Here is a 22,316-nt window from a genome sequence, read left to right on the forward strand (position 1 = left end):
TAGTTACACGGTTATAACTCTAAAATCCATACACTGTAATTATATACATATTTTAGGTTTATCTCCCCATGCTTTCTGACCAACTAAAAAAAACAATTAGGCAAGTACACCAGCATGTGGCTAGTAACCTTACTGATTACCGCCCACGCAGTAGCCAAAACTACCTTGTTGCCGAAATAGCAAAAACACTGGCTGGCGAATACCATAAAAAACAGCGAATATGTGTTATTGAGGCTGGCACAGGGACTGGTAAATCACTTGCTTATTGTTTGGGCGCGTTACCGCTTGCCCTTGCTCAAAAAAAGAAGCTGGTTATATCTACTGCTACCGTGGCCCTACAAGAGCAATTAATAGCAAAAGAGCTGCCTTTTTTTAAAAAACACTCAGGGCTCGACTTTAAGTTTGACCTAGTAAAAGGTAGGCAACGCTATATATGTGCCCATAAATTACATAACGCTGTTAATGGCGATAGCCAAACCCAAATGGAGTTTATGCCCACACTTACCTCGCCGCTAAGTGATATGGAAACGAAATGCTTAAAAGGCCTTTACGATGCCTATGTAAATAAAAAATGGCAAGGCGACAGAGATAGTTGGGCCGACACCATACCCGATAGAGTGTGGAACTTAATCGCATGCGATAAACAAACTTGCCAACGCCAAATGAAAGCCCATCAAACCTGCCCGTTTCAGCTTGCTCGTAATCAGCTTATGCAAATGGATGTGCTTGTTATTAACCATTCACTGCTACTGGCAGATTTGGATTTAGGGGGCGGTAAAATTTTACCCGAACCTGATAACACCATTTATGTAATAGATGAAGCGCACCACCTTGCGCATATTACCCGCGACTTTTCATCGGCAGCGGCCACTATTAAAGGCACCATTGATTGGCTCGATAAGCTCACCAAATTTAGTGGCAAAATGTCTAAGGTATTAGTGGGTCAAAAAGCCATTGGTCAAAATTTCAAATTGTGCGATAGCATTAACGATGCTAATAAAGACTTAAAAGTGGTGCGTGATATTCTCGATAACGCCGACTTTGAATACTCAAAAGACGATACATATCGTTTTGAGCATGGCGAAATACCAAAATCATTGCACAACAAAGCTAAAGATATAAGTGACGCCACACTAGATGCACTACGCTGCTTAAACAAAATGCACGATACCCTCACTCAAGATGTAAGTGATGGCGATATAAAACCTTACGTTGCCGACCCTGTTTTGGCCGAAAGCGGACACTATATAAACCGCTTAGAGCAATTAAATAAGCTGTGGTATAGCTATGCAAATAAAGGCGAAGGCACACCTCACGCAAGGTGGATCAAACGTTTAGAATATAAAAACCATCACGATCACCTATTAAGTGATTGCCCTATCGAAGTTGGCTACTACTTAAAAGACAAACTATGGAATGAATGCGCAGGAGCGGTACTATGCTCGGCAACTTTAAGTGCTCTCGGTTCGTTTGACCACTTTGCCTATGAAAGCGGCTTAGCAAAAGAAGAAGGCGTTAAATTTATTAAAGTGCCCTCACCTTTTGATTACCCTAAACAAGCAACCTTGCGTATCCCGGTAAGTAAAATTGAGCCAACCGACAAAGCATTTAGTGACCATATAGCGCAAACTTTGCCTGAGTACTTAAACACAAAAAAAGCTAATTTGGTGTTGTTTGCCTCGTACTGGCAAATGGACCATGTGGCTAAGTTTCTTAGAACAAAAGGTTTTAACTTATTAGTGCAAGGCGAAATGTCGCGCGAGGCATTATTAAAAAAACACACCCAAAATATTGATAGCGGTAAAGGTAGTATTTTATTTGGTACACAAAGCCTCTCAGAAGGGCTTGATTTACCAGGTAAATATTTAGAAAACTTAATAATTACAAAAATACCGTTTGCAGTACCTACATCACCAATAGAAGAAGCCCAAGCCGAATTTGTACAAAGTAAAGGCGGTAATCCATTTTTGTCTATAACGGTGCCCGATGCAGCAAAGAAATTGGTACAAAGCTGTGGTAGACTGCTGCGAAAAGAGAGCGATGAAGGCCGTATAACCATTCTCGATAGACGCTTAGTTACCAAGCGCTACGGCAAGGCCATGCTCGACACCTTACCACCTTTTAAAAGACAAATAGATTATTAATGTTTGAACTTGCTTTAGATCCCACAACACTGGCAATTTTATGTGCCGCGGCCCTTGCTGCTGGCTTTATTGACGCAATTGCTGGCGGCGGTGGCTTATTAACAGTCCCTGCACTACTCACCGCTGGCTTGCCACCGCATGTAACGCTTGGCACCAACAAGCTTGCGGCAAGCTTTGGCTCATTAACGGCCAGCTACACGTATTATAAAAAAAATCTATTTAGTCCTAAATTTTGGGCAAACTCCATTTTTGCTACAGCCATAGGCGCTGTGATTGGTACGTTAATAGTCGATCACTTAAGTATTGAATTTTTAAATAAGCTTTTGCCTATCATTATTATTATGGTGGCCTGTTATAGCTTGTTTGGTAGTTTAAGCACCACACAGGGCGATGATTTACCAAAAGTAACACCAATACTTAAACTAAAGCAGTGGTTACAGGGCTTAGCGTTAGGTTTTTTTGATGGCGTAGCAGGCCCAGGCGCCGGTACTTTTTGGACCGCATCTAATAGTTTATTTTATAAAATGAGCTTACTGCTTAACTGTGGTTTAGCCCGTTCAATGAACTTTGTATCTAATTTTATATCGCTTATTACCTTTGTGGCACTTGGTCATGTAAACTTTTTATTAGGCCTTATCATGGGCTTTTTTATTATGTTAGGTGCTTGGATTGGCGCTCACTCAGCCATTCGCTTTGGCGGTAAGTTTATTCGGCCTGTTTTTAACACTATGGTTATACTGCTAGCATTAAAACTGATTTACGAGGCTTATTTGTAAATGCAAACACACGCGTTAGATAAATTACGCCAACAAGTTGCTACGCTTAAACAACAAGCTGAGCAATTTGATAGCGCAAAGTTGTTTTCTAAAAACCGCTATATGCAGGCGCAGCCTAGTTTATTTGACCGCGGCGTATTTAGTACTAAAAGCATGAACTTAACTGACTACGTAACAGAAATTGAAGACGAAATTACCAGCTTACCACCCAGTGATCATCGCCATGCTTATGCTTATGCACTCGAGCGCATAGGTAATCAAGTACAAGCTGTATTTAGTGTTATTAAATCGACCCCCATCTGGGCAAAAGAAAACAAAAGCCAGTACAAACCTAGACCCAAAAATACGGTTTATAAGCAAGCCGTAAAAAAAATAATGCAATCGTCGCACGAGCTATACGACGAGCTTAAACAAAACCACGAGTTTGAACGACGCTTAGTGTTAATGATTGAAGAGCGTAAACTACAAATGGAAAAAGCCAGCCCAGCGCAAGCACAAAAACTTAATATGGAAATTTTAACCACGCATGCGCGTTTAGGCCGCTGCCGTAAAGCTATTTCGGCCACCGAAGATAAAATTCAACAAGTCGAAAAACAACAATTACGCTAATGCAGCTTTTTTACCACCCGCTTTACAGTGATTTAACGCTTCCTGAGCGCCACCGTTTTCCTATTCAAAAATACCAAATGCTAAAAGCAGAAATAGAAGGCTTGGGCTTTGGGGCTACACAGTTTAGTACACCAACCAAAGCAACGCCCGAGCAGCTTGCACTGTGCCATAGCCAAGGCTACATAAATGATTTTTTAAACGCCACGCTCAGTAATAAAGCAATTAAAAAAATGGGTTTCCCGTATTCATGCGAATTAGTAGAGCGTACGCTACTTTCAGTTGGGGCAAGTATTCAAGGTAGCGAATACGCACTAAAACATGGTTTTTGCGCTAATTTAAGTGGTGGCTATCATCATGCATATAGCGATTACGGCAGTGGCTTTTGTATTTTTAACGACTTAGCTGTGGCTGGCGCGCATTTAATCAATACAAACCAAGCCGATACCATATTAATATTTGATTGTGATGTACACCAAGGCGATGGCACAGCACAAATTACGCAACATAATAACGCTATAGTTACTTGCTCTATTCACTGCGAGCAAAATTTTCCGCGCTTAAAGCAACACTCCGATTACGACTTCGCCCTACCTGCCAACACATTAGATACCGAGTACTTAATAACGCTAAAACAAGCCCTCGAATTTTGCGTGCGTATTCATAACCCCGACATTATTTTATATAACGCAGGGGCTGATATTTACGAAAAAGACGAGCTAGGGTTATTTAACGTATCGCTTGAAGGGGTTTATGCGCGCGATCATTTTATTGTTAACTACTGCAAAGCCCATAACATCCCGCTCATGTGCGCTTTAGGTGGCGGTTATCAACGTAATTTAAATGCGTTAATTAATGTTCATAAACAACTATTTAAAGCTGCTATCGATTTATTTTAGTGCTTAGTATACACTCAAATAAACGGACTCTATAAAAGGCGCTAGCACGATGCGACTGCACGACGACATACATAACTTTTACGAAAAAATTGTGGTTGAAGAAATCATTAAACGTAAACTAGATAAAGTTTACAGTGAAGATGTAATGGCCGATTTTTGTTGCACGGTACTTAATCAATTGCCGCCACGTTATATTAGATACGATGTAGATATGGCCTTTTATTTACCACAAAGTGAACGTATTCACATGGAAGAGCGCGTACAAACCGCTATAGACGTTGCTATTAGCCAAATTTCAAAAAAGAAAGATTTAGATGACCAGCCCACTTGATAACGCCCCTACACATGTAAAACTGGCAGTAGATTTAATTATGCTTTTGGAGCAGCACGAGGTTGCTCCAGAGGATGTATTAAAAGCGCTCGAAATTGTAAAAAGTGACTTTGAACAAAAACAAGCCACCGCTTAGCATTACTCTTTTGTTTGCACTTCGTATTTAGTCACAGTGCCATCGTGTTTGTTGCAATCAATTTTAATCTCGCCAAACGTGCGTCTTGGGGTTGTTGAGCGACGGCACGTCATTTTTTGTGCTTTACTACCATATTGGCTTATGTACAACGCAACGGTTTCGTCTATTTTAAGCTGTTGCGCCGAAGTGGCCGCGTTATAAAAGGTATTGTATTGCGCCTGCCAACTTTCAACTCCAGCCTCTTTTGCAACGCCTAGCCACCCCATACCCATGTTAGTAGATTGTGTTAAGTACTGCCCTTTTAAAAACATAAACGACAATGTGTATTGCGCGCTTTTATACCCAAGTGCTGCAGGGTCTTTTAGATACATAAAAGCTTGTTTATAATCACCTTTTTTATACGCTTTTATGCCATTGTACTCATGTTTTTTCATGGTTATATCATCGTATAAATTAATAGGCGTAGACCCACAACCACTTAATAAACCCACTCCCATAATTGCTGTGATCAGTAAATATCGGCTCATGACTATTCCTTTTTTATTATTTTTATATGCGAGTACCGAATCTGGCTTACAGTTAATGCAAAGCCTGTTACTCTGTAAATTAATTTGTATAATTAAAATACTATCATGAGCTTAGCAAGTTTACTTCGGTTATTTTTTCTGGCTGCAATTTGGGGCGCGTCATTTTTATTTATGCGAATGGCAGCAAACAGCTTAGGCCCAGCGGTGTTAATAGAGTTTAGAGTTGGCTTTGCCGCACTCACCCTCTTTATTGTGGCGCTGTACTTAAAACGCCGCTTGGCGTTTACTGCGCACACAAAGCACTTTTTTATAATTGGTGCACTTAACTCCGCCCTACCCTTTTTACTGTTTGCTTATGCCGCGCAAACGATTAGCGCCTCTACTTTATCTATTTTAAATTCTACAACGCCCATATGGGGCGCGGTGGTGGGCATTATTTGGAGCAAAACCAAACCGACTAAAAGCATGGTGTTAGGTTTGCTGTTAGGTTTAATAGGCGTGGCCATTTTAGTTGGGCAAAATCATTTTGTATTAAATAGTCAGTCACTTATTGCTATTGCAGCAGCGCTAAGCGCCTCACTGTGTTATGCCATTGCATCCCATTATACAAAAAATGCCCCTAAGCTTGCCCCATTCGATAACGCACACGGCTCTATGTGGGCAGCCAGTTTTATAGTACTGCCCCTTATACTTTTTATGCCAATGCGCGAAGTACCTAGTACCAACGTTATGCTCGGCGTATTAGCACTTGGCGTGGTGTGTACCGCACTTGCTTATATTTTATTTTTTAAACTTATTGACGATATAGGCCCAACCTCAGCTTTAACGGTTACGTTTTTAATTCCGCTATTTGGCATTTTTTGGGGGCATTTAATTTTAGATGAGCAAATAGGGCCAAATACGTTACTCGGCGCATTATTTGTAATTGTGGGCACTATGCTGGTTACTGGTTTTTTACCACGAAAAAAGCACTTAGCTAAAACAAGCTAAGTACTTATATCAAGTGCTTTTACCAAACGCTTACTTTTGAGTCTTTTTGCTTAAGTTTTCAATTAAGTCTTGTGCGCTATAGCTGTTGTCGCTGGGTTTAATGCCTTTGCCCATTTTAATGTCAATCAGGGTGTGTACTTCTTTGCGTTTATCATTGTTGCTCACTTGTACGCCTACGCTATTGCTCGGGCGTACGCGTGTTTCGCAGGTTAATAAACCGCAGTTTCGCTCATATTGCTGGCTGTGTGATGCACTAATAGATGACGCGGGCGCTTGCGATTTAGACTCAACAAAGGTTTCTTTATTTGTTAAAATAAACCAGTCGTAGCCTTGCGCTTGGGTAAGTTCAGCCGCGCGTAACAATGCATAGTCACCGGCATCGGCTACGTTGTTTGACACACTTTTAAACTCGACGCGGTATTGAACGTCACTAATTTTTTGCTCGCTATAACCTTGTGAGCCATTATTAGCTGGGCGGTAGTCGGGTTTAGATGCGCAACCCGCCATAAGTAAAATACTGATAATTAAAATAGATGTTTTCATTATTCACCTCGTTTTATAAAAACTATTATTGGTTTAACTGCCACTTTGCACTAATTGCTTGCTGCTCTTGCGCTCTATCTAGTGGTGCGCCGCTGATCATACTATCTATAACAGCATCTAACTCACTGTTATTAGACGCCGTTTGATATTGCGCGCCATTATCACTTTGCTGCGCGGCTGTTTGCGCTTTAATTTGCCAACCGCTTTGCGCTTTACAAGCAATGCTTGTTTGCGTGGTATTGTTTGAGCTTAGCGCATACTGCCTACAAAGCTCACCTTGCTGATTGTTAAAGCTAAGCTGCGCGCTAAATACTGAGCCATCACTTTGCTTATACTCACCACTACTTAGCTGTGTATCAAGGGCAGAGGCTATGTTACTGGCTACTAAATTTTGCGACTCATTGGGTTGTAAATAACTAGTCATTGCAATACCAAATACCACGGCAACGCTTGCAGCTATTGCTAAGCTTTTATTAGCCGACTGCTTAACCCTTTGCCAAGGCGTTAACGTTACTACATTGCTATTTAACGTGTTTTTTGTCGTTGCTGTATCAAGCTTTGCCACCGTTTTAGCTAATGAGTCACTAAGGGGTGCGTCTTCAATACTTGTTGCGTGCTCTTTTACTCGCATGTCTACTTCGCTTAGCTCTGCAAGTCGCATTACTAGTTCATCATCGGTTTCAAGGGCTTTGCGCACTTGCTCCATTTCGTGCTCGCTTAGCTCTGAGTCTAAAAAGGCGCTAAGTGTTTCGTCGTTAATGTTCATACTTGCTCCTTTTTAAAGTCGGGTTTTATTAAATTATAAAGTGTACTGCGTGCTCGCGATAATTTACTCATTACACTGCCTATAGGTATATCGAGTGTATGTGCTACTTCTTTATAGGCCATGCCCTGCACTGCCACCAGCGATACAATGGCGCGTTGCTCTTCGGGTAATTGCCCAAGTGCTGTATTTACATTTTTAAGCATTTGTTTGTTTTCGAGTGTTTGGTGCTCATTACTTTTAATTGGCTCTGGTAAAACATCGGCCTGGGCCGAATTTTGCCTTACCTTGCGTGAGCGGTATTCGTCTATCCACACATTGCGGCAAATTTTAAACGCCCATTTAGCAGGCTCAACGTCATCCGGAATGCCTTTTACTAATAGTTTTTCAATTGTTATTTGCACTACATCGTCTGCATCTGCTTTACTACCCGTTAGCGAATAGGCAAAACGCCTAAGCATGGGCAATAAGGTTTTTAATGTTTCGTTCATTGATTTTTACCCCTTTTATAAAGAAGACGATTCAAAAAAACATTTATTCCCAAATAATCAAAATAATTTGAATAATGAAATATTTCTATGTGTTAAACGTTAACTACAAGCATGATAAATTTAATAGAAGTAACCCACTATGAATATTAAAAACACACGCGTTAAACACATAATAGCCGCTTCGCTTTGCATATTTAGCGCAACGAGCCCTGCCAAGATAGTGAGAGTCGATCAAGTGCTTGGGCAGTTAAACCCAATAGAGCAGCGTATTGAGCAAACAATAGAGCGAGCACAACGCCTGCCGCTTCCGCCGCCTGTACCACAAGTTTCGATTGATGAACTAAAAGCGCAAATGAGTGAGCCAATTAGCAGCTTACCCAATGTGCTTAACATTAATATAAATAGCCAAAACACCGCATTTGTTGAAGTAGAGCTAGAAAACGGCTTTAGAGCAATAGAGCGCCAATGGTTATTAATGGCCAATAGCCAACAACTTAATACCCTAAAGCAGCAAAATGTAACCATTGTGTCGGTAAAAAATTACAACGCACTTAACATGAGTTTAGTTCGCTTTAACGTGCCCCAAGGTGTTAATTCTAAAAGTGAGTTATTAAAAGCACTTAACTTAGATGAGTCTGCAATACTTGACCGAAACCACATATACCAAGCGCAAAAAGGCGAGCCTACCGCAAAAGTAACATCAAATAACTCTATTGCCTCCTACTGCACACAAAGCGTAAAAATTGGCATGATCGACAGCGCCATTAATACCAAACACAGTGCTTTTAAAAGCACAAATATCACCACGCAAAGCTTTTTACCACAAGGGTTAAGCTCGCCTAATTTACACGGCACCGCCATTGCAGGGCTAATTACAGGTAAAGGCACAAAACTTAACCCGCTTTTAAGCAATGCCAAGCTTTACAGTGCCGAGGTGTTTTATAGGCAATCTGAATATGCACAAGGGGCTACATTATTTGCCATAGTAGAAGCACTTAACTGGCTAGTCAGTAATAAAATACCCGTAATAAATATGAGCCTAACAGGGCCAAATAACGCAGTTTTAGAAGCAAGTATTACTGCAGCAATAAAACAAAACGTGTTAATTGTAGCTGCTGTAGGTAACCAAGGGCCGGCGTCGCAGCCGTTATACCCAGGTGCGTATAAAAGCGTGATAGCGGTAAGTGCTATTGATTCACAAAACCAAATTTATAGATGGTCAAATAAAGGCGATTACATAGACTTTGCAGCCCTTGGTGTAAATGTTGTTACAAGCCAAGGCAATGGAAAATTTGGAAGGGAGTCGGGTACGTCAATGGCAGCGCCGCATGTAAGCGCGGCATTAAGTTGTTTATTGTTAAAACATGGTAATAATAAAACCAAAGCACTTAACGAGCTTACATCGCTGGCCGTCGACTTAGGCGAGCAAGGCAAAGACAACACCTTTGGTTATGGTGCCATTTACCCACCTAAAAGTGCACTTTAACTGATGCCGATAAAACCGATTGCGTATAGGTATTGCTACTAAGCTTTGATTGATAATCGCCATATTCAGCCTCGGCTATGAGTGTTACGTGCTCAAATAAAGCTAGATTATAAAACGCATTAACGACATTTCTTTGCTCATCTCGCGACGGTATTTGCTCAAAAAAATCATCCGTTGTTTGCTCATCGTAATCTTTATTTTGATAACGCCAGCCTGCGCCCACTTTATTCGCTACATTAAAGGCCGTAAATTTGTGCGTAACTTTAGTAGTAAAACCGTAGCCGTTAAAGTCGTATTGGTTGTCGTCGGCGTTTTCTTTATCGGCACTTAGCGCTGCCATTAGCATGGTTTGGCCGTTATTTATAAAATGATAAAGCGCTACATCGCCGCCTACGCCGTCGGCATTACGTGCTTTTGCAGTAGCAAAACGTTTAGCTTTGGTTTTTACACTCATACGCAAGTACGTATGCGGGTTTAAAAAATGGCCATAGTAGGCGCTGGCTTGATTAAAATGTAAAAATGTATCGCCATCTTCATTTGCTTTTGCGCCATCGTAACGAACCCCTAGCTCATGGCTATTAAAGCTATAACTGCCATCTAAACCATATTGATGCAGGTCTAAATCGTATTGATCAAATTCATCGTAGTCTTGTTGTTCAAACTTATAGCTTGAGGTTAATTTAGCGCTTTTGGTTACTTGCCATTTAGCATTAACACCGGCTGCGGTTTTGATGCCGCTGTCGCTTTGCGAGGAAATATCGTCAAGCTCTTGAACAGAGAGCGCCGAGTTACTTAATACCCCAACTTCAGCATCAGCATTTAGCTCAAAGCTACTTTTAAAGGGCTTATTTTGCTCAGCTGTTTTAATGTGGTTAGTTTGTGCAAGCACCGCTTGAGCACTAAAAACACACAATGTGGCGGTTATAACTGCTTTCATATTTATTCTCCAACAGGCCGAATAGGTTTCCCCATTCGGCATTTTGCAAATACGCTTAGGGCGTGTTGATCTTTGATGGTTGAATTTGCAGCAGCATGTTTGGTTTTTAGGCAAGGCAGAGCCTATGAAGTGTGGTTATTCCCCATAAATAGGCGATAACGCAGCATAAATGCCAAACATGCGCTGTCCTTCGGGTTCTGTCTAGGGGCGATAAGCTATTTGTTGCCTACATGGATGCAGATAAAGAGCGAGAGCAAGATGCGGAAGCTTTGCTCAGTTTAATCGCCCCTAGATTGAACAAATTTCAATCTGCAAAGTTCAACACGCTCTAAAGGCCTAGGTCTAAATCGTTAGTAATGTTGGTTACTACTTCACTTGCGGTGCTAAGTGCTACATCGTTACTAATTTGATCAGTAACCACTGCACTCACCTGCCCGCTAACACTTTGCTGTACCGTGCTTTGTAAACTACTAACCGTACTGTCTTGCACACTGGCAATTAAAGATTGCTGAACACTGGTTACTACTTCATTACTGGTATTAATTGCATCACCTACTTGCAGTGCAGAGCTTACTGAGTTTGCAGCCGTATTAGTAATTGCTAATTGGTTTGTAAGCTCACCGGCATTAAGCGCATTATTTGCATCAGCTTGTGTAACTGAATCGGTAGCGCTGCCCACATTTGAAAGTAAAGAGGCATCGGCTGGTGTGTCGGTAGTATCTGGCTGAGCGCCTTGCTCAGAGGTAACAGAAAGTAATGACGACTGGCTCACAGCGGTTGTTAAATTACCCGCCGATGAGGTTAACTGCGTTGTTGTATCAAGCGCTGTATTGGCTGTGGTAGTGCTTGTGGTATTTAAAGACGCGGCCGATGCATTTAATGCTATTTAAAGATGAGCTGGCAGATGCAACTAATGTATTTGCAGGCTCTGCGGCTTCGCTGCTTTCTTGCGCTGGAGTTTGCGTGTTATTCGCCGTCGAATCTGTGTTTTGCGAATCATCAGCCGTTACTTGTGTATCGTTAGATACGTTTGACTCGTTGCTACCACTGGCTGTTAAACCATTTTGTGAAAGCGCAATAGATGTAGATGTTTGTTGCTGCGCCGACGTTGACTGAGATAGTTCAATATCAGCGGCTTGCACTGCACCTGTAAAAGTACACACACCGCTTAACATCATTACGCTTACAATTTTATTTAATTTAGTCATTGTTTTGTCCTCTAGTTTGTCGGATTGACATAAGAAGACGATTTACAAAAACACTTTATTCCAAAAATAAATAAAAAATTATAATAACGTTACTTAATTATTTAAGTTTCATACTCTTAAATATAAATTACTCGTTTACTGCGTAAGCGTTTCACTGTTTTGGATCAGCAGTAACAGCTCGGCAGTGGCGGTAGCATCAGCCAATGCGCGGTGATGGCTGGTTAAATTTAAATTAAAATGCGTACTAAGGTTACCAAGCGAATACGACTTTAAGCCTTTAAACGCTCTGCGCGATTCAACCACGGTGCACATTTTTGGCATTTTAAAAAAGTGCCCTGCAACCTCGCATTCTTTTTTTATAAAACCGTAATCAAAGTTTACGTTATGGGCTACAAAAATACTGCCTGCAAGTTTATCTAGTAGTGGCTTGGCTATATCGGCAAATACAGGCGCGTTGTAAACCATGCCATCGCTTATGCCGGTCAATTTAGTAATAAAGCTTGGGATATGGCGCTGCGGATTAATAAGTGTCGTCCAGGTATCAATTACTTTACCGTGCTGCACTTTAACAATGCCAATTTCGGTAATGCGGTTACCCCCTTTTAAGCCACCCGTGGTTTCTATATCAACCACGCTGTAAATACGGTTAGGATCTACAAACCACTTAACAGCAGCAATATGTACTGTAAAACCTACATTTTTTAAATTATCAATGGTGGTTAATTGGTTGCGCCTAAGCTTATCGCCTGGGGCTTTTACCTCTTCAAAATGTACTTGGCCATTATTAATAACCATTAAGTCGGGGTAGCCGTCTTTTAGCTGTAAATAGTGTTTGCTCATAGCCGTTAAGTGCGCAATTAACGCTTCAAGCGGGCTGTTTAAAATAAGTGCCTCTAGTGGATCTAATAAATTGCTGCGCCATCTAAATAAACCATTGGGCTGCTCAAAATACTGCGCGGCATGTTTACATACCAAATTAAGCAGCGCCTGATTAGTGCTACAGCTTTTTAAACGTGCGTCAATTTGCGTGCTTTGTGCTTCATAAAAATTACCAAGCTGTAAAACTTGCGGGTAAATATCAAATTCATTACACGGCGGGTATGGCGATTCAATAAATAACTCGTGCCAAAATACTAAGCCAAACAAGCTTTGCCATAAGGTGTTTTCGGTATTAAAAACCGTTAACCCTTTTGCACTGTAATGCTCATTTACGCCTTGCTCTACATCGCCTCGGTAAATTTCGTCAATTTCAAGCACACACTGGGTGTCGGCCAGCATGGTACTTAAGCGCGAACGCGTTTGTTTATTAAACTTACGCATTAAAAAGTCATCAGCAAAATACAGTAAATCGTCGGTGAGCGGGTTTTCTATAATTTGCTCTAGCTGCGCTTTAACCCACGCTTTATTACCTAGGCGGTATTGCTCTCTTATTTGAATTTCTTGGGCTTCGGCGTAATCGGTGCAGCCTTCAAGTAAGCTAAAAGCAAGTTCGCTATCGGTATTTTTAAGTTGTTTATACAGCCTAACCAGCAGTTTGTTTTTAATGTCGTGCGCTTGTGCGCCATGCGCCGGTTGCGCCAATACTAAATACGCAAGCTCGGTGTAAGGGGCTTTGTCATCAAAGGTTTCATCTTTTGTATTACCGGCTGTTTTGCCAATGTTTTTAAACGCTAAACGGTAACGATTTAAAACGTAATTAGATTGCGCCTCAGCGAGTGTAATAAAGCGCGATAAGCTCTCGCTGTGCCCTTCGCGGGTAGCGGTTAACCCTAAATCGCGCATAACAAAGCGGTTTTGATGGTTTACATCGCCACTACTTAAGCGCCCTGCAAATAAAAACTCAAAATACTCGTAATAAACTTCACGGTTATTTATCACATATTGGCTATATAAAGGGGCTAAATCATCTGCGCGATCACTAAAAAACTGACACGCAATAGTGACCAACTCCCCTTTAGCTGCGCTTTTCTTAAAGCTTACTTGCTCACTGTAATTACTGAGTAACTCCACCAACATGGGCTTGGTTAAATGCGCTATAAGCTGCTTGTAATGCTGTGCGTTTGGCTCATATAAAATACCCGCTGTTTTTAGCGTATAAATAGCCTGATGCGGCGAAGTTATTTCTTCATAATTGAGCGATTGCGCCTGCACTAAATAAGGCTTGCGCGAATACACACGCGCCAACATGCATTGGCTTTGCTCATCTAGTTGGTTAATTTTACTAATAAATTCACTATGTTTAGGCTCAAGTAAATGCATACATTTACTTGTTACAAACTCAATAAGCTCTCTAAAATGCGCTAAATAGTATTTTGCTGGTAATTCTTTTTTCATAACAACGCCACAACTGTATATAAAAACAGTATCTAGCATTTGTGCTTATTATTCAATCTTAAACTTGTAACTAAAACACGCTATAGTGAGCGTATAAAAGTAAATTTATTAAAAATAAAGGACTTACCATGAGCGCGCCCCCATACGATGTTTTATCACTCAATAACGGCGCAAAAATTATTTTTACGCCCTGCCCTGGTACAAAAACGCAAAACCTAGCGGATTCAATCGCTACATTAAAGGCCGCTGGCACTCACATGCTGTTATCGCTTATGCCGCAAAAGGAGCTTGAAAAAAACAACGTAGAAACAATTAATAGTGAGTGCAATAAGCACGATATAACCTGGCTTCATTTACCAATAAATGACGACGAAGCACCCAAACAGCCTTTTACATCAAGCTGGAACACCCACAAAACCGACATATTACAGGCCATACAACACAAACAAACCATTGCCATACATTGTAAAGGCGGTACAGGCCGCACAGGGTTGGTCGCTGCGCTTATTTTAAATTCGGCAGGTTACACAAAAGAAGAGGTATATAACTTAGTACAAGGCATTCGCTCTAAAGCGCTTACTATAGAGCTGCAAAAAGAATACTTTAATAACTTTGAGGTGTGAGGGAAAAACAGGGGAATATGTTAAAGCTCATTCTTAGTTACCCTTTATAAGCTTAGCCACTTATTAACGGTAACTAATCGTAATTATGTAAACCAAAAAACCTCCAAATAGGAATGAGCCAAAACCTGCAGGCCTAAATCTACTTTTAAATTTTTGAGCAGACCACACAGCAATTAAATACACCTAACTCTCCTAAAAACTAATACCTGCATAGGGTAATACAGTCGGACTTGACTAAAGTTAGCTAAAGAGTAGTGCAACCAAGTACTTTACGCCTCTTAATACTGTTGCTATTAGACTCGCAAGCTCATGTAGTAGAAACGATCATCTTTTCTATCGACTGCAAATCCAATACGGCTATATAACTTAAATGCTGGGCTTAGCTGAAATACTTTGAGGTCTATGAATTTGACGCTGTGTTGTCGAGCTATATCAACTACTTTAGCAATAACGTGAGCACCATAACCTTTGTTTTGATAAGCAGTTTCAATCTGAATATCGCGAAGTTGGCAACGCCCTTCTTCAAACGATAAGCGCACGACACCTATGAGTTGACTCTTACACAAAATATCAAAATTTTTAAGGTTTTTGGTAGCTTGGTAAATGTTTTCTACATCCCAATCTACCGCATACATTTCGTAATAGGGTTTCATATTGTTAAACGTAAACTGTGCGGCAGCCTTTAAGTCTTCAGTAGCAACAATCTCTAGCATCCATCTAGCCTCAAAAAGAATTAATACTCAATAAACTAATTAGCCACTTTAATTGAATAAGCTAAACTGCGCTATAAATTACGCGTGCTAATTGGTTAATTAGTTTTAACCAGCTTTCAGGGGACATATTCAACTTTTAACTTAAAAGAATACTTTGAAAGTTTGAGCAGTTAATAAAAAGCTAACGTAAAACAGCAAAGCTACTAATAGTTAAACGCCCATTAATTGGATCGCGTGCATAATCGTTAGCCGCATTTATATTACCAGAATGCAATAAGTTGCTTGGGTATATAACAACCCGATTTAACTTTGCTTCTACACTGTAAACTTGCTCAAACAAAGATGTACTGCCATTTATATAATGTGGGTTTTTGTGAAGCTTTTGCGCCATGGCTTGCTGCTTAATAGTTTGCCTATATGGCATAAGTCGCTCTTTTGTTATGCGTTCATACCCTAGGGCTCTATGCTTATAAAATGAAGTGCCACCATGCGTTTCATCACATAAAAAGTGCACCATAGCAAGTTGATTCATATTTGGTGTATCAAAATGAGGGAGCATTTGTATTGGCCTTAGCTCATCAGGTTCAGTGCATGCAATTGAAAAAGCAGAAAGTATTACATCAAACTCGCTTTTATCTGTCATATCAAAGTGTGAATTAATAATTGGCGCAAGGTCTTTTAACCGCTCGATATAACTAAGCGGTGCTGCTTTTCTTACTCCTGGATAAAAATCACTTTCTTGTGCGCAAAATGTTTCTCTAGCGTTTTGAGAAAACACAGCAAAATTAATAAGTGCATCTACATTATTTACAAAATCATCAATAACAATAATTGGGGTTTGCTCTTCCCCAACAGTGTGTATCTGTAACACCATATTTTTGTTAAGTGTAAAATCAATCATCGGCTAAATTAAGCACCGCATTTTTACGCTCAATCAATGGGTATATTTGGCCAAGTGAGGTTATAACAGTATAAATAGCGGGTAATAAAGCGCGTTGATGTAAAAGCGTAATTTGATCACTATCAAGTTGTGCGAGTCTTTCTTGATTAATAGTGTATAAGCCGTTTAACTTTGTTTTTTGACTGTTCTGAAACGTTACCTCAAGCGATAATGGCTGCAGTAGCTCATGCTGTAACAAGGTATCTATTAACTTTTTATTGTCTATTTCGCCTTGTAGTAAATGCCCTAAACACTGCTTTATTTTTTTAAAATAACCACTTTCTTCTGCGTTTTGGGTATAAATTGGTTCTAAATCATTCTGGCTTTGCGCTTGGTTATTAATGACTGCTGGGCTATTTAAATTAATACACACAGGGTATTGAGTTTGCTTTGCATGAGTATCACCAACAAAAAATGGCTGACGCTGTAACTGAAGCGGTAAATATACTCCCTGCCACTGCGAGTGCTGATAAAACAAGTTCTCATGTTGCTCAAAGCCTAATAAAGCATTGAGTGTAAACTCCCCTGTTTCTGAATTTTTTGCAAAAACTATAGGCTGCTGAACGGCAATTTGATTAAGTTCTGCCATAACAACAGGGATCATATTAATGTTTTCAGCGTGTGATTGTGCTTTTTGTGTGTCTATTTTTATATGCTGATGAGCACTTTGCTCTAATGCGACTAAATTTTCCATGCGTGTCTCTTTATTGTTTTTATGTGTAAATTTTTAAGCTAAATAGTGCTAAAGCCATGACTCTTAATTTTATTTAACAATTCTCGGTTACTAGGTAAGTTAGTGACTGCTTGGTTTATCATGCTTTTATTTTTATCAAACTGACTTTTAGCAAAATCAGTGTCTTTAAGCATATAGGAAGTTGTGCTGTAGTCACTTTTAAAGCCCATACCATATAAAACATATTGATAACTCGCCGCTGGAAACACCTCATTGTTACTTGTAAAGTCGTGGTCAGCAGGGGCGCGGTATTGCCATAATTTCATTAGATCTTGTAGGCTTTGAGGAATCGTTTTTGGGTCTCTGTTATCACGCCAAAATGCGTTATCGTCACGGGTTGATAAAATATAGTGTAACTTTAAAAAGTCGATTATTTTTTCCCACCTGTAGCTAAACGTCTCATTAAAGCGCTTGGCGGTAATATCCATAATATCGCGGGTGTGGGGGAGTTGTTCGCTTATCATTTGCGCTGACATTTCTACTAATACCAATGCAGAAGCTTCAAGCGGTTCCAAAAAGCCAGCCGAAAGCCCTACCGCAACACAGTTGTTCTGCCAAAAGTGTGAGCGATGGCCACTTTTAATAGGGATTTTTCTAATTGTTAACGACTCTATTTTATCGCCAACATACTCTTTAAGCTTTTCTCGTGCTTGTGCTTCGCTACTGTATTTACTCGAATACACATAACCTATCCCACGGCGGTGTTGTAACCCTATATCCCATATCCAGCCTGCTTCTTGCGCTGTTGAAATTGTGTGAGACGCAATGCTCTCATCTTCATTCTCATAGGGGACTTGCACTGCTAAGGCGGTATCGATAAACAGCACATCATCGCAAGGCATAAAAGGAACCTTATAATGCTCGCCTAATAACAATGATGAAAAACCGGTACAATCGACAAATAAATCACCGCTAATTTCACCTTGTTGCTTTGTGGTAACACTTGCAATATCGCCATTTTTAGCACTATTGACCTGTGTTACATCAGCTAAAAAATGTTTAACGCCAAGCTCCTGCGTACAATGTTTTTGTAAAAAAACGGCAAATTTTGCCGAGTCTAAGTGGTAGGCATAATTGGCTAAGGCAGCATATTCTGGGGTGCGAATTGTTTTAGGAGCAAGCCCTTGCTCACAAATAGCTTCTTGGTAACATACTGCATTAGAAAAAGACGTTGACTCAGCGGTATTATTTAACCAATGCCCTGCCATATCTGTTTTTGAAAAGCCCTGTGGCAAAACTAATGGGTGATAATAAAAATCATCATTGCTGCCATCCACCCATTTGGCAAATTTTGCACCTTGTTTAAAGCTTGCTTCGCACTCACGTATAAAGTCGGTTTCGCTAATACCAAGTGCTATTAATGTACTACGCATGGTAGGCCAAGTGCCTTCACCAACACCTATAATTGGTACATTTGGAGATTCAACTAGCACAACATTAAGGCCATCGGGGGGATTACTTTTATGGTGCGCCGCTAACCGTCCGGCTGTTAGCCAGCCCGCTATACCACCACCAACGACAACCACTGTTTTTATTTTTTTATTTTGCTGGTTCATACTTGTTACCTATAAAGGCATATTTAAAAAGTGGCTATTACTAAATGTAAAAGCCACTTTATTAATTAAAGTTAAAAACTACCGCGAATACCTAACGCAAAACGTCGTCCGCTATCTTCAACCAATAATAATTGATTAGAAAAACGACCACGCTTGTGCACATATTCTTCGGTTAAGTTAATACCTTCAAAAAATACCGATACATTTTCGGTAATGTCATAGCTGCCGCTAGCATCAAGTTGTGCGTAATCTTCCACAATTGTCACACCATCACCATTTAGCTGTGTAAGTGACTGTACGAAGCTATCGCGCCAGTTATAGGCTAAACGCGCTTGAAATGGTCCATTCTCATAAAAGCCAACCACATTATAAGAGTCGCTTAAGCCTGTTAATGCAAATACTTGAGTTATATCTGCAGGGTCTAGCTCTGCATCACTGTCTACAAATGTTGCATTAACCATAAAACCAAAGCCACTGTCAAAACTATGCTGTAAGGCTATTTCCCAGCCATCAACAATCGCAGATTCGCTATTATTTGGTAAGGTGTTTGTAAATACAGCCGTTGAGTCGGCTGCATCAGGGTTATCTACATCGTTACCTGTTGAAGGGTCAGTCAACAATCCGCCACCAGACAATTCAAAGGTTAAATCTTCAGTGGTATTGATAATGAAGTTAGCAACATTCTTTCTAAAGTAACCAGCGGATAAATAACTGGCATCAGCGTAATACCACTCTAATGATAAATCTAAGTTATCAGAGGTAAACGGTTCAAGTTCAGGGTTACCAGAGCTTGATGTTAAATTGCCCCCCTGCCGAGTTGTTTCGATTACAGTTACAGGCGACATACTATCGAGTGTTGGTCGTGTAATTGTTTGTGATACAGCAGCACGTGCTATTAGCTCATCGCTTATTTCAAGCTTTACACTAAAGTTAGGTAAAATCGCTTCGTAATCTGAACTTGCTGAAATATTTTCTACGGCGCCAAAGTTTGCGAGCATTTCCGTTTTATCTAAGATCGTTAAAGCACTAACTGGCTCGTCTGTGCCTTTTACTTCTACATCGGTGCTTTCGTATCTAAAGCCGGCTGTTGCGTATAAAGGCATGCCTGCAAGTTCAGCTTCAAAATCAAATTCTGTATAAAACGAGAAAGTATCTTCAGTTATCTCAAACGACTTATTACGCTTAACTGCATCAAAACTAATAGGCTGACCATTCGCTGCAGCTATTTGCTCAAGGTACGCAAAGTTTGCCTCACCATCATGTGCAAGCCATGACGTTGGCATACGACCGCTGCCGCTCACATCAGATAAAAAGTCATCTCCTGCGTCAAATACAAATTGCGCTAAGCCTTCCATACTTGGGTCATCTGGGTAACCACAAAAAGTACAGTGAATACCAACACCTTCGTTATCCCAACGATCAAGATTTTTTGTTTCAGTTGAATACATAGCACCAAATTTGACCGAAACTAGGCCTGATGTACCATCGTTATGCCAAATGCTATCCCAACGAAACTGATCCACGGTATCTTCTACAGCCCAACCACGGCGTAGCATTACATGTGCTCGGCTATTGGCTGTATCTAAATGGTTTGATACGCCATCAGGTGTAACTGCAGGGTTATAAGCAACACCGTCCAGCTCTTGCTGGCCGCTATAAATGTTAGGGTTAGCAGAGGCAAACTCACTCGCATAAGGTAAAATACCGCCATCCACTTCAAATCGAACTCGGTTAGCATAGCCAATCAACGATAACTGATCCCCGCCACCATTATTAGCCTCACGCTCAGCTTTTGAGTGGCTTAAATCAAACTTCATATTTAAGTTATCGTTTACATGCCAATCAAAGTTTAAACCTAATGCGCTAGAGTTAGTTAAACGATCAAACTTTTTAGCGTGCATATCGGTGGCAAGGCCTACCTCTTGATATAAATCAACCACAGTGCCATTTTCATCAACAGTTGGCCCTGCAGCGCCGCCAAAGCCTTCTAAGTTTGGCGCTGTAAACCAATGCCCATAAGACGTTGTGTCTGCTTCTACATCAAAATCAGAATAGAGCGCATCAGCAGTGATAACTAAATCATCTGAAGGTGCGTACTGTATTACTAAGTTTGCATTGGTACGTGTACGTGTTTCTGTTGTTACTTTATGATCGTAATTACGCGGCGAAAAAATATTACCGGTGTATGCTTGCCCGCTTTGAGTTTGCGGGTTTGGGACGCCCACATTTTCTAACCAGCCGTCTACCTGCGCCTGGTTTAAGCGTGTTTCGCGCTCTTGGCGAGAAACAGCGAACAAAACACCCAATGTGTCATCATTAAATGTATTACTAATTAATCCAGAAATTTCAGGTGTAGTTTCTTCGCTATTTTCATCGTAAATACCCTTAACGCTACCTGCCACTTTAAAACCGCTAATCGCAAATGGTCGCGCAGTATTTACATTTACTGTTGAGCCAATACCACCAGATTGCATAGTGGCTGTTGAGGTTTTAAATACATCTAAGCTTTTAACTAGCTCTGATGCAATAGTATCAAAGCTAAACGCACGGCTTTGATTTTCAGAGGCCATTTGGCGACCATTTACAAGCACAGTATTAAACTGCGGGCCAAAACCACGCACCGTAATAAGCTGCCCTTCACCGCCTGAACGGTCTATTGAAACCCCCGTAATTCGCTGTAAAGACTCAGCTAAATTTGTGTCAGGAAATTTACCAATATCTTCTGCTGAAATGGAGTCGACCACGCCGCCCGCTTCTCTTTTGGCATCCATAGCTCGGCCAAGCGAGCCTCTGATCCCGCGTACTTCAATTATTTCTGGTTCTTGTGCTGCTGTCTCTGCGACTGCAGGGAGCGTTGCCATTGTGCTTAGTACAGCTAGTACAGCACTGGACACGCCATTTTTTTTATAGTTAGCCATGTTGTCAGTTCTCTCGAAACTTGGGTCTATTAAAATAGATATTTGCCCATCTTCGCTAACATGCGGTTGCAACCCTGTGCCATCGAGTAAAATCTGTAATGCGTTTATTATTGAATACTCGCCAGCAATAGTATTTGTTTGTAACTGCTGAATTTTATCCAGCGGAAAAAGCAAAGTAATATCGGCTTGCTCGGCAAAATTTATTAGCGATAAATCGGCCCTTTGTCTTGGAATATTAAACACAGCTTTATCGTTTACAGCGCTCGCTTTTACCTCGGTGGTGAGTAAGCTAAAAACCAGCGCATAAAGCGGTAAACAAAGCGGCAAATGTAAATATTCCTTGTGTATAGTTTTTGTCCACACACAGAACAAAGACGAGTGACTTTTTATTTTCCTCCATAAATTTTTTTTATTTTTTTTTAATAAATTATTTTTTTGACTAGCCATGCTAATTTTTTTATGCCTTTATTATTTTTATTGTTTGCGCTTTTAACTGTATTTTTAAACAATTAAAAATACAGTCCACATTGCAATTTTTTACTTATTAATTAAAAAGTTAAAGTTTCTAAAGTACAGAGCCAGTACTTAGTAAGGTATTTATAATGGCAAAAACTGTAGTACACTTCGCCTTTACATTACAAGCTTTATGCCCTTTGCGGTTA

Annotated in this window: 22 protein-coding genes; 9 read left to right on the forward strand and 13 right to left on the reverse strand. The window is 40.5% G+C overall.

All coding sequences use genetic code 11. The features are described from left to right. Positions 1 to 68 precede the first annotated feature (68 nt). From dinG to rsmS, 6 genes are read left to right on the forward strand one after another with little or no spacing between them, the layout of a single operon-like run. A complete protein-coding gene (gene dinG / locus PSI06_RS00065; RefSeq protein ID WP_273602959.1) occupies positions 69 to 2,144 on the forward strand; it encodes an ATP-dependent DNA helicase DinG in 2,076 nt (691 codons plus the stop codon). Continuing rightward, a complete protein-coding gene (locus PSI06_RS00070; protein ID WP_264390608.1) occupies positions 2,144 to 2,920 on the forward strand; it encodes a TSUP family transporter in 777 nt (258 codons plus the stop codon). Before dinG ends, PSI06_RS00070 begins: the two co-directional genes overlap by 1 nt. Further along, positions 2,921 to 3,529 (forward strand): primosomal replication protein, encoded by a 609-nt coding sequence (locus PSI06_RS00075; RefSeq protein ID WP_024033711.1) that lies wholly within the window; start codon positions 2,921 to 2,923, stop codon positions 3,527 to 3,529. Further along, positions 3,529 to 4,425 carry a histone deacetylase family protein gene (locus PSI06_RS00080; protein ID WP_273602958.1) on the forward strand — a complete coding sequence of 299 codons (897 nt, stop codon included), beginning with the start codon at positions 3,529 to 3,531 and terminating at the stop codon, positions 4,423 to 4,425. The genes PSI06_RS00075 and PSI06_RS00080 overlap by 1 nt, the downstream gene beginning before the upstream one ends. A 49-nt stretch (positions 4,426 to 4,474) precedes the next feature. Beyond that, entirely contained in the window at positions 4,475 to 4,756 is a 282-nt protein-coding gene (locus PSI06_RS00085; RefSeq protein WP_004585951.1) for a late competence development ComFB family protein, read from the forward strand. After that, complete coding sequence (rsmS, locus tag PSI06_RS00090) at positions 4,740 to 4,892, forward strand: pleiotropic regulatory protein RsmS (protein ID WP_024033713.1); 153 nt, start codon at positions 4,740 to 4,742, stop codon at positions 4,890 to 4,892. The genes PSI06_RS00085 and rsmS overlap by 17 nt, the downstream gene beginning before the upstream one ends. 2 nt (positions 4,893 to 4,894) lie before the next feature. On the opposite strand, the gene PSI06_RS00095 is transcribed toward rsmS, so the two are convergent. Further along, complete coding sequence (locus tag PSI06_RS00095; RefSeq protein WP_024033714.1) at positions 4,895 to 5,419, reverse strand: hypothetical protein; 525 nt, start codon at positions 5,417 to 5,419, stop codon at positions 4,895 to 4,897. Positions 5,420 to 5,524: 105 nt separating this feature from the next. Here PSI06_RS00095 and PSI06_RS00100 point away from each other — a divergent pair, with 105 nt between their 5' ends. Continuing rightward, a complete protein-coding gene (locus PSI06_RS00100) occupies positions 5,525 to 6,409 on the forward strand; it encodes a DMT family transporter (RefSeq protein WP_004585948.1) in 885 nt (294 codons plus the stop codon). Between the two features lie 30 nt (positions 6,410 to 6,439). On the opposite strand, the gene PSI06_RS00105 is transcribed toward PSI06_RS00100, so the two are convergent. From PSI06_RS00105 to PSI06_RS00115, 3 genes are read right to left on the reverse strand one after another with little or no spacing between them, the layout of a single operon-like run. Further along, a complete protein-coding gene (locus PSI06_RS00105) occupies positions 6,440 to 6,952 on the reverse strand; it encodes a CC0125/CC1285 family lipoprotein (protein ID WP_273602957.1) in 513 nt (170 codons plus the stop codon). 25 nt (positions 6,953 to 6,977) lie between these two features. Beyond that, complete coding sequence (locus PSI06_RS00110) at positions 6,978 to 7,718, reverse strand: hypothetical protein (RefSeq protein WP_273602956.1); 741 nt, start codon at positions 7,716 to 7,718, stop codon at positions 6,978 to 6,980. Then, positions 7,715 to 8,206, reverse strand: coding sequence for an RNA polymerase sigma factor (locus tag PSI06_RS00115; RefSeq protein ID WP_273602955.1), 492 nt, complete (start codon positions 8,204 to 8,206; stop codon positions 7,715 to 7,717). Before PSI06_RS00115 ends, PSI06_RS00110 begins: the two co-directional genes overlap by 4 nt. 139 nt (positions 8,207 to 8,345) lie before the next feature. Here PSI06_RS00115 and PSI06_RS00120 point away from each other — a divergent pair, with 139 nt between their 5' ends. Further along, the gene (locus PSI06_RS00120; RefSeq protein WP_273602954.1) at positions 8,346 to 9,692 is read left to right on the forward strand and encodes a S8 family serine peptidase; all 1,347 of its coding nucleotides are present in this window, start codon (positions 8,346 to 8,348) and stop codon (positions 9,690 to 9,692) included. Here the strand turns inward: PSI06_RS00120 and PSI06_RS00125 are convergent. The 4 genes from PSI06_RS00125 to PSI06_RS00140 all read right to left on the reverse strand — a co-directional run bounded on the left by PSI06_RS00125 (position 9,676) and on the right by PSI06_RS00140 (position 14,210). Then, entirely contained in the window at positions 9,676 to 10,629 is a 954-nt protein-coding gene (locus tag PSI06_RS00125; protein ID WP_273602953.1) for a hypothetical protein, read from the reverse strand. The genes PSI06_RS00120 and PSI06_RS00125 overlap by 17 nt on opposite strands. Before the next feature lie 328 nt (positions 10,630 to 10,957). After that, positions 10,958 to 11,401 carry a hypothetical protein gene (locus PSI06_RS00130; RefSeq protein WP_273602952.1) on the reverse strand — a complete coding sequence of 148 codons (444 nt, stop codon included), beginning with the start codon at positions 11,399 to 11,401 and terminating at the stop codon, positions 10,958 to 10,960. Between the two features lie 46 nt (positions 11,402 to 11,447). After that, entirely contained in the window at positions 11,448 to 11,837 is a 390-nt protein-coding gene (locus PSI06_RS00135) for a hypothetical protein (protein ID WP_273602951.1), read from the reverse strand. A 135-nt stretch (positions 11,838 to 11,972) separates the two neighbouring features. Beyond that, positions 11,973 to 14,210: an exonuclease domain-containing protein gene (locus PSI06_RS00140; protein WP_273602950.1), complete on the reverse strand. Its 2,238-nt coding sequence runs from the start codon at positions 14,208 to 14,210 to the stop codon at positions 11,973 to 11,975. Between the two features lie 89 nt (positions 14,211 to 14,299). Between PSI06_RS00140 and PSI06_RS00145 the strand changes: the two genes are divergently transcribed. Next, the gene (locus tag PSI06_RS00145; protein WP_273602949.1) at positions 14,300 to 14,794 is read left to right on the forward strand and encodes a phosphatase domain-containing protein; all 495 of its coding nucleotides are present in this window, start codon (positions 14,300 to 14,302) and stop codon (positions 14,792 to 14,794) included. A gap of 293 nt (positions 14,795 to 15,087) precedes the next feature. Here the strand turns inward: PSI06_RS00145 and PSI06_RS00150 are convergent, their stop codons facing one another. From PSI06_RS00150 to PSI06_RS00170, 5 genes are all read right to left on the reverse strand, one after another. Next, complete coding sequence (locus PSI06_RS00150) at positions 15,088 to 15,507, reverse strand: GNAT family N-acetyltransferase (RefSeq protein WP_273602948.1); 420 nt, start codon at positions 15,505 to 15,507, stop codon at positions 15,088 to 15,090. Positions 15,508 to 15,688: 181 nt separating this feature from the next. Continuing rightward, entirely contained in the window at positions 15,689 to 16,381 is a 693-nt protein-coding gene (locus PSI06_RS00155) for a DUF6445 family protein (RefSeq protein WP_273604966.1), read from the reverse strand. A gap of 19 nt (positions 16,382 to 16,400) precedes the next feature. Beyond that, entirely contained in the window at positions 16,401 to 17,141 is a 741-nt protein-coding gene (locus PSI06_RS00160) for a SapC family protein (RefSeq protein ID WP_064386765.1), read from the reverse strand. A 38-nt stretch (positions 17,142 to 17,179) separates the two neighbouring features. Then, on the reverse strand, positions 17,180 to 18,736 hold the full coding sequence (locus tag PSI06_RS00165; RefSeq protein ID WP_273602946.1) for a tryptophan halogenase family protein: 1,557 nt from the start codon (positions 18,734 to 18,736) through the stop codon (positions 17,180 to 17,182). Between the two features lie 71 nt (positions 18,737 to 18,807). Continuing rightward, the gene (locus PSI06_RS00170; RefSeq protein WP_273602945.1) at positions 18,808 to 22,101 is read right to left on the reverse strand and encodes a TonB-dependent receptor; all 3,294 of its coding nucleotides are present in this window, start codon (positions 22,099 to 22,101) and stop codon (positions 18,808 to 18,810) included. Positions 22,102 to 22,316 lie beyond the last annotated feature (215 nt).

The sequence above is a fragment of the Pseudoalteromonas sp. GABNS16E genome (assembly GCF_028598715.1).
GTDB lineage: Bacteria > Pseudomonadota > Gammaproteobacteria > Enterobacterales > Alteromonadaceae > Pseudoalteromonas > Pseudoalteromonas atlantica.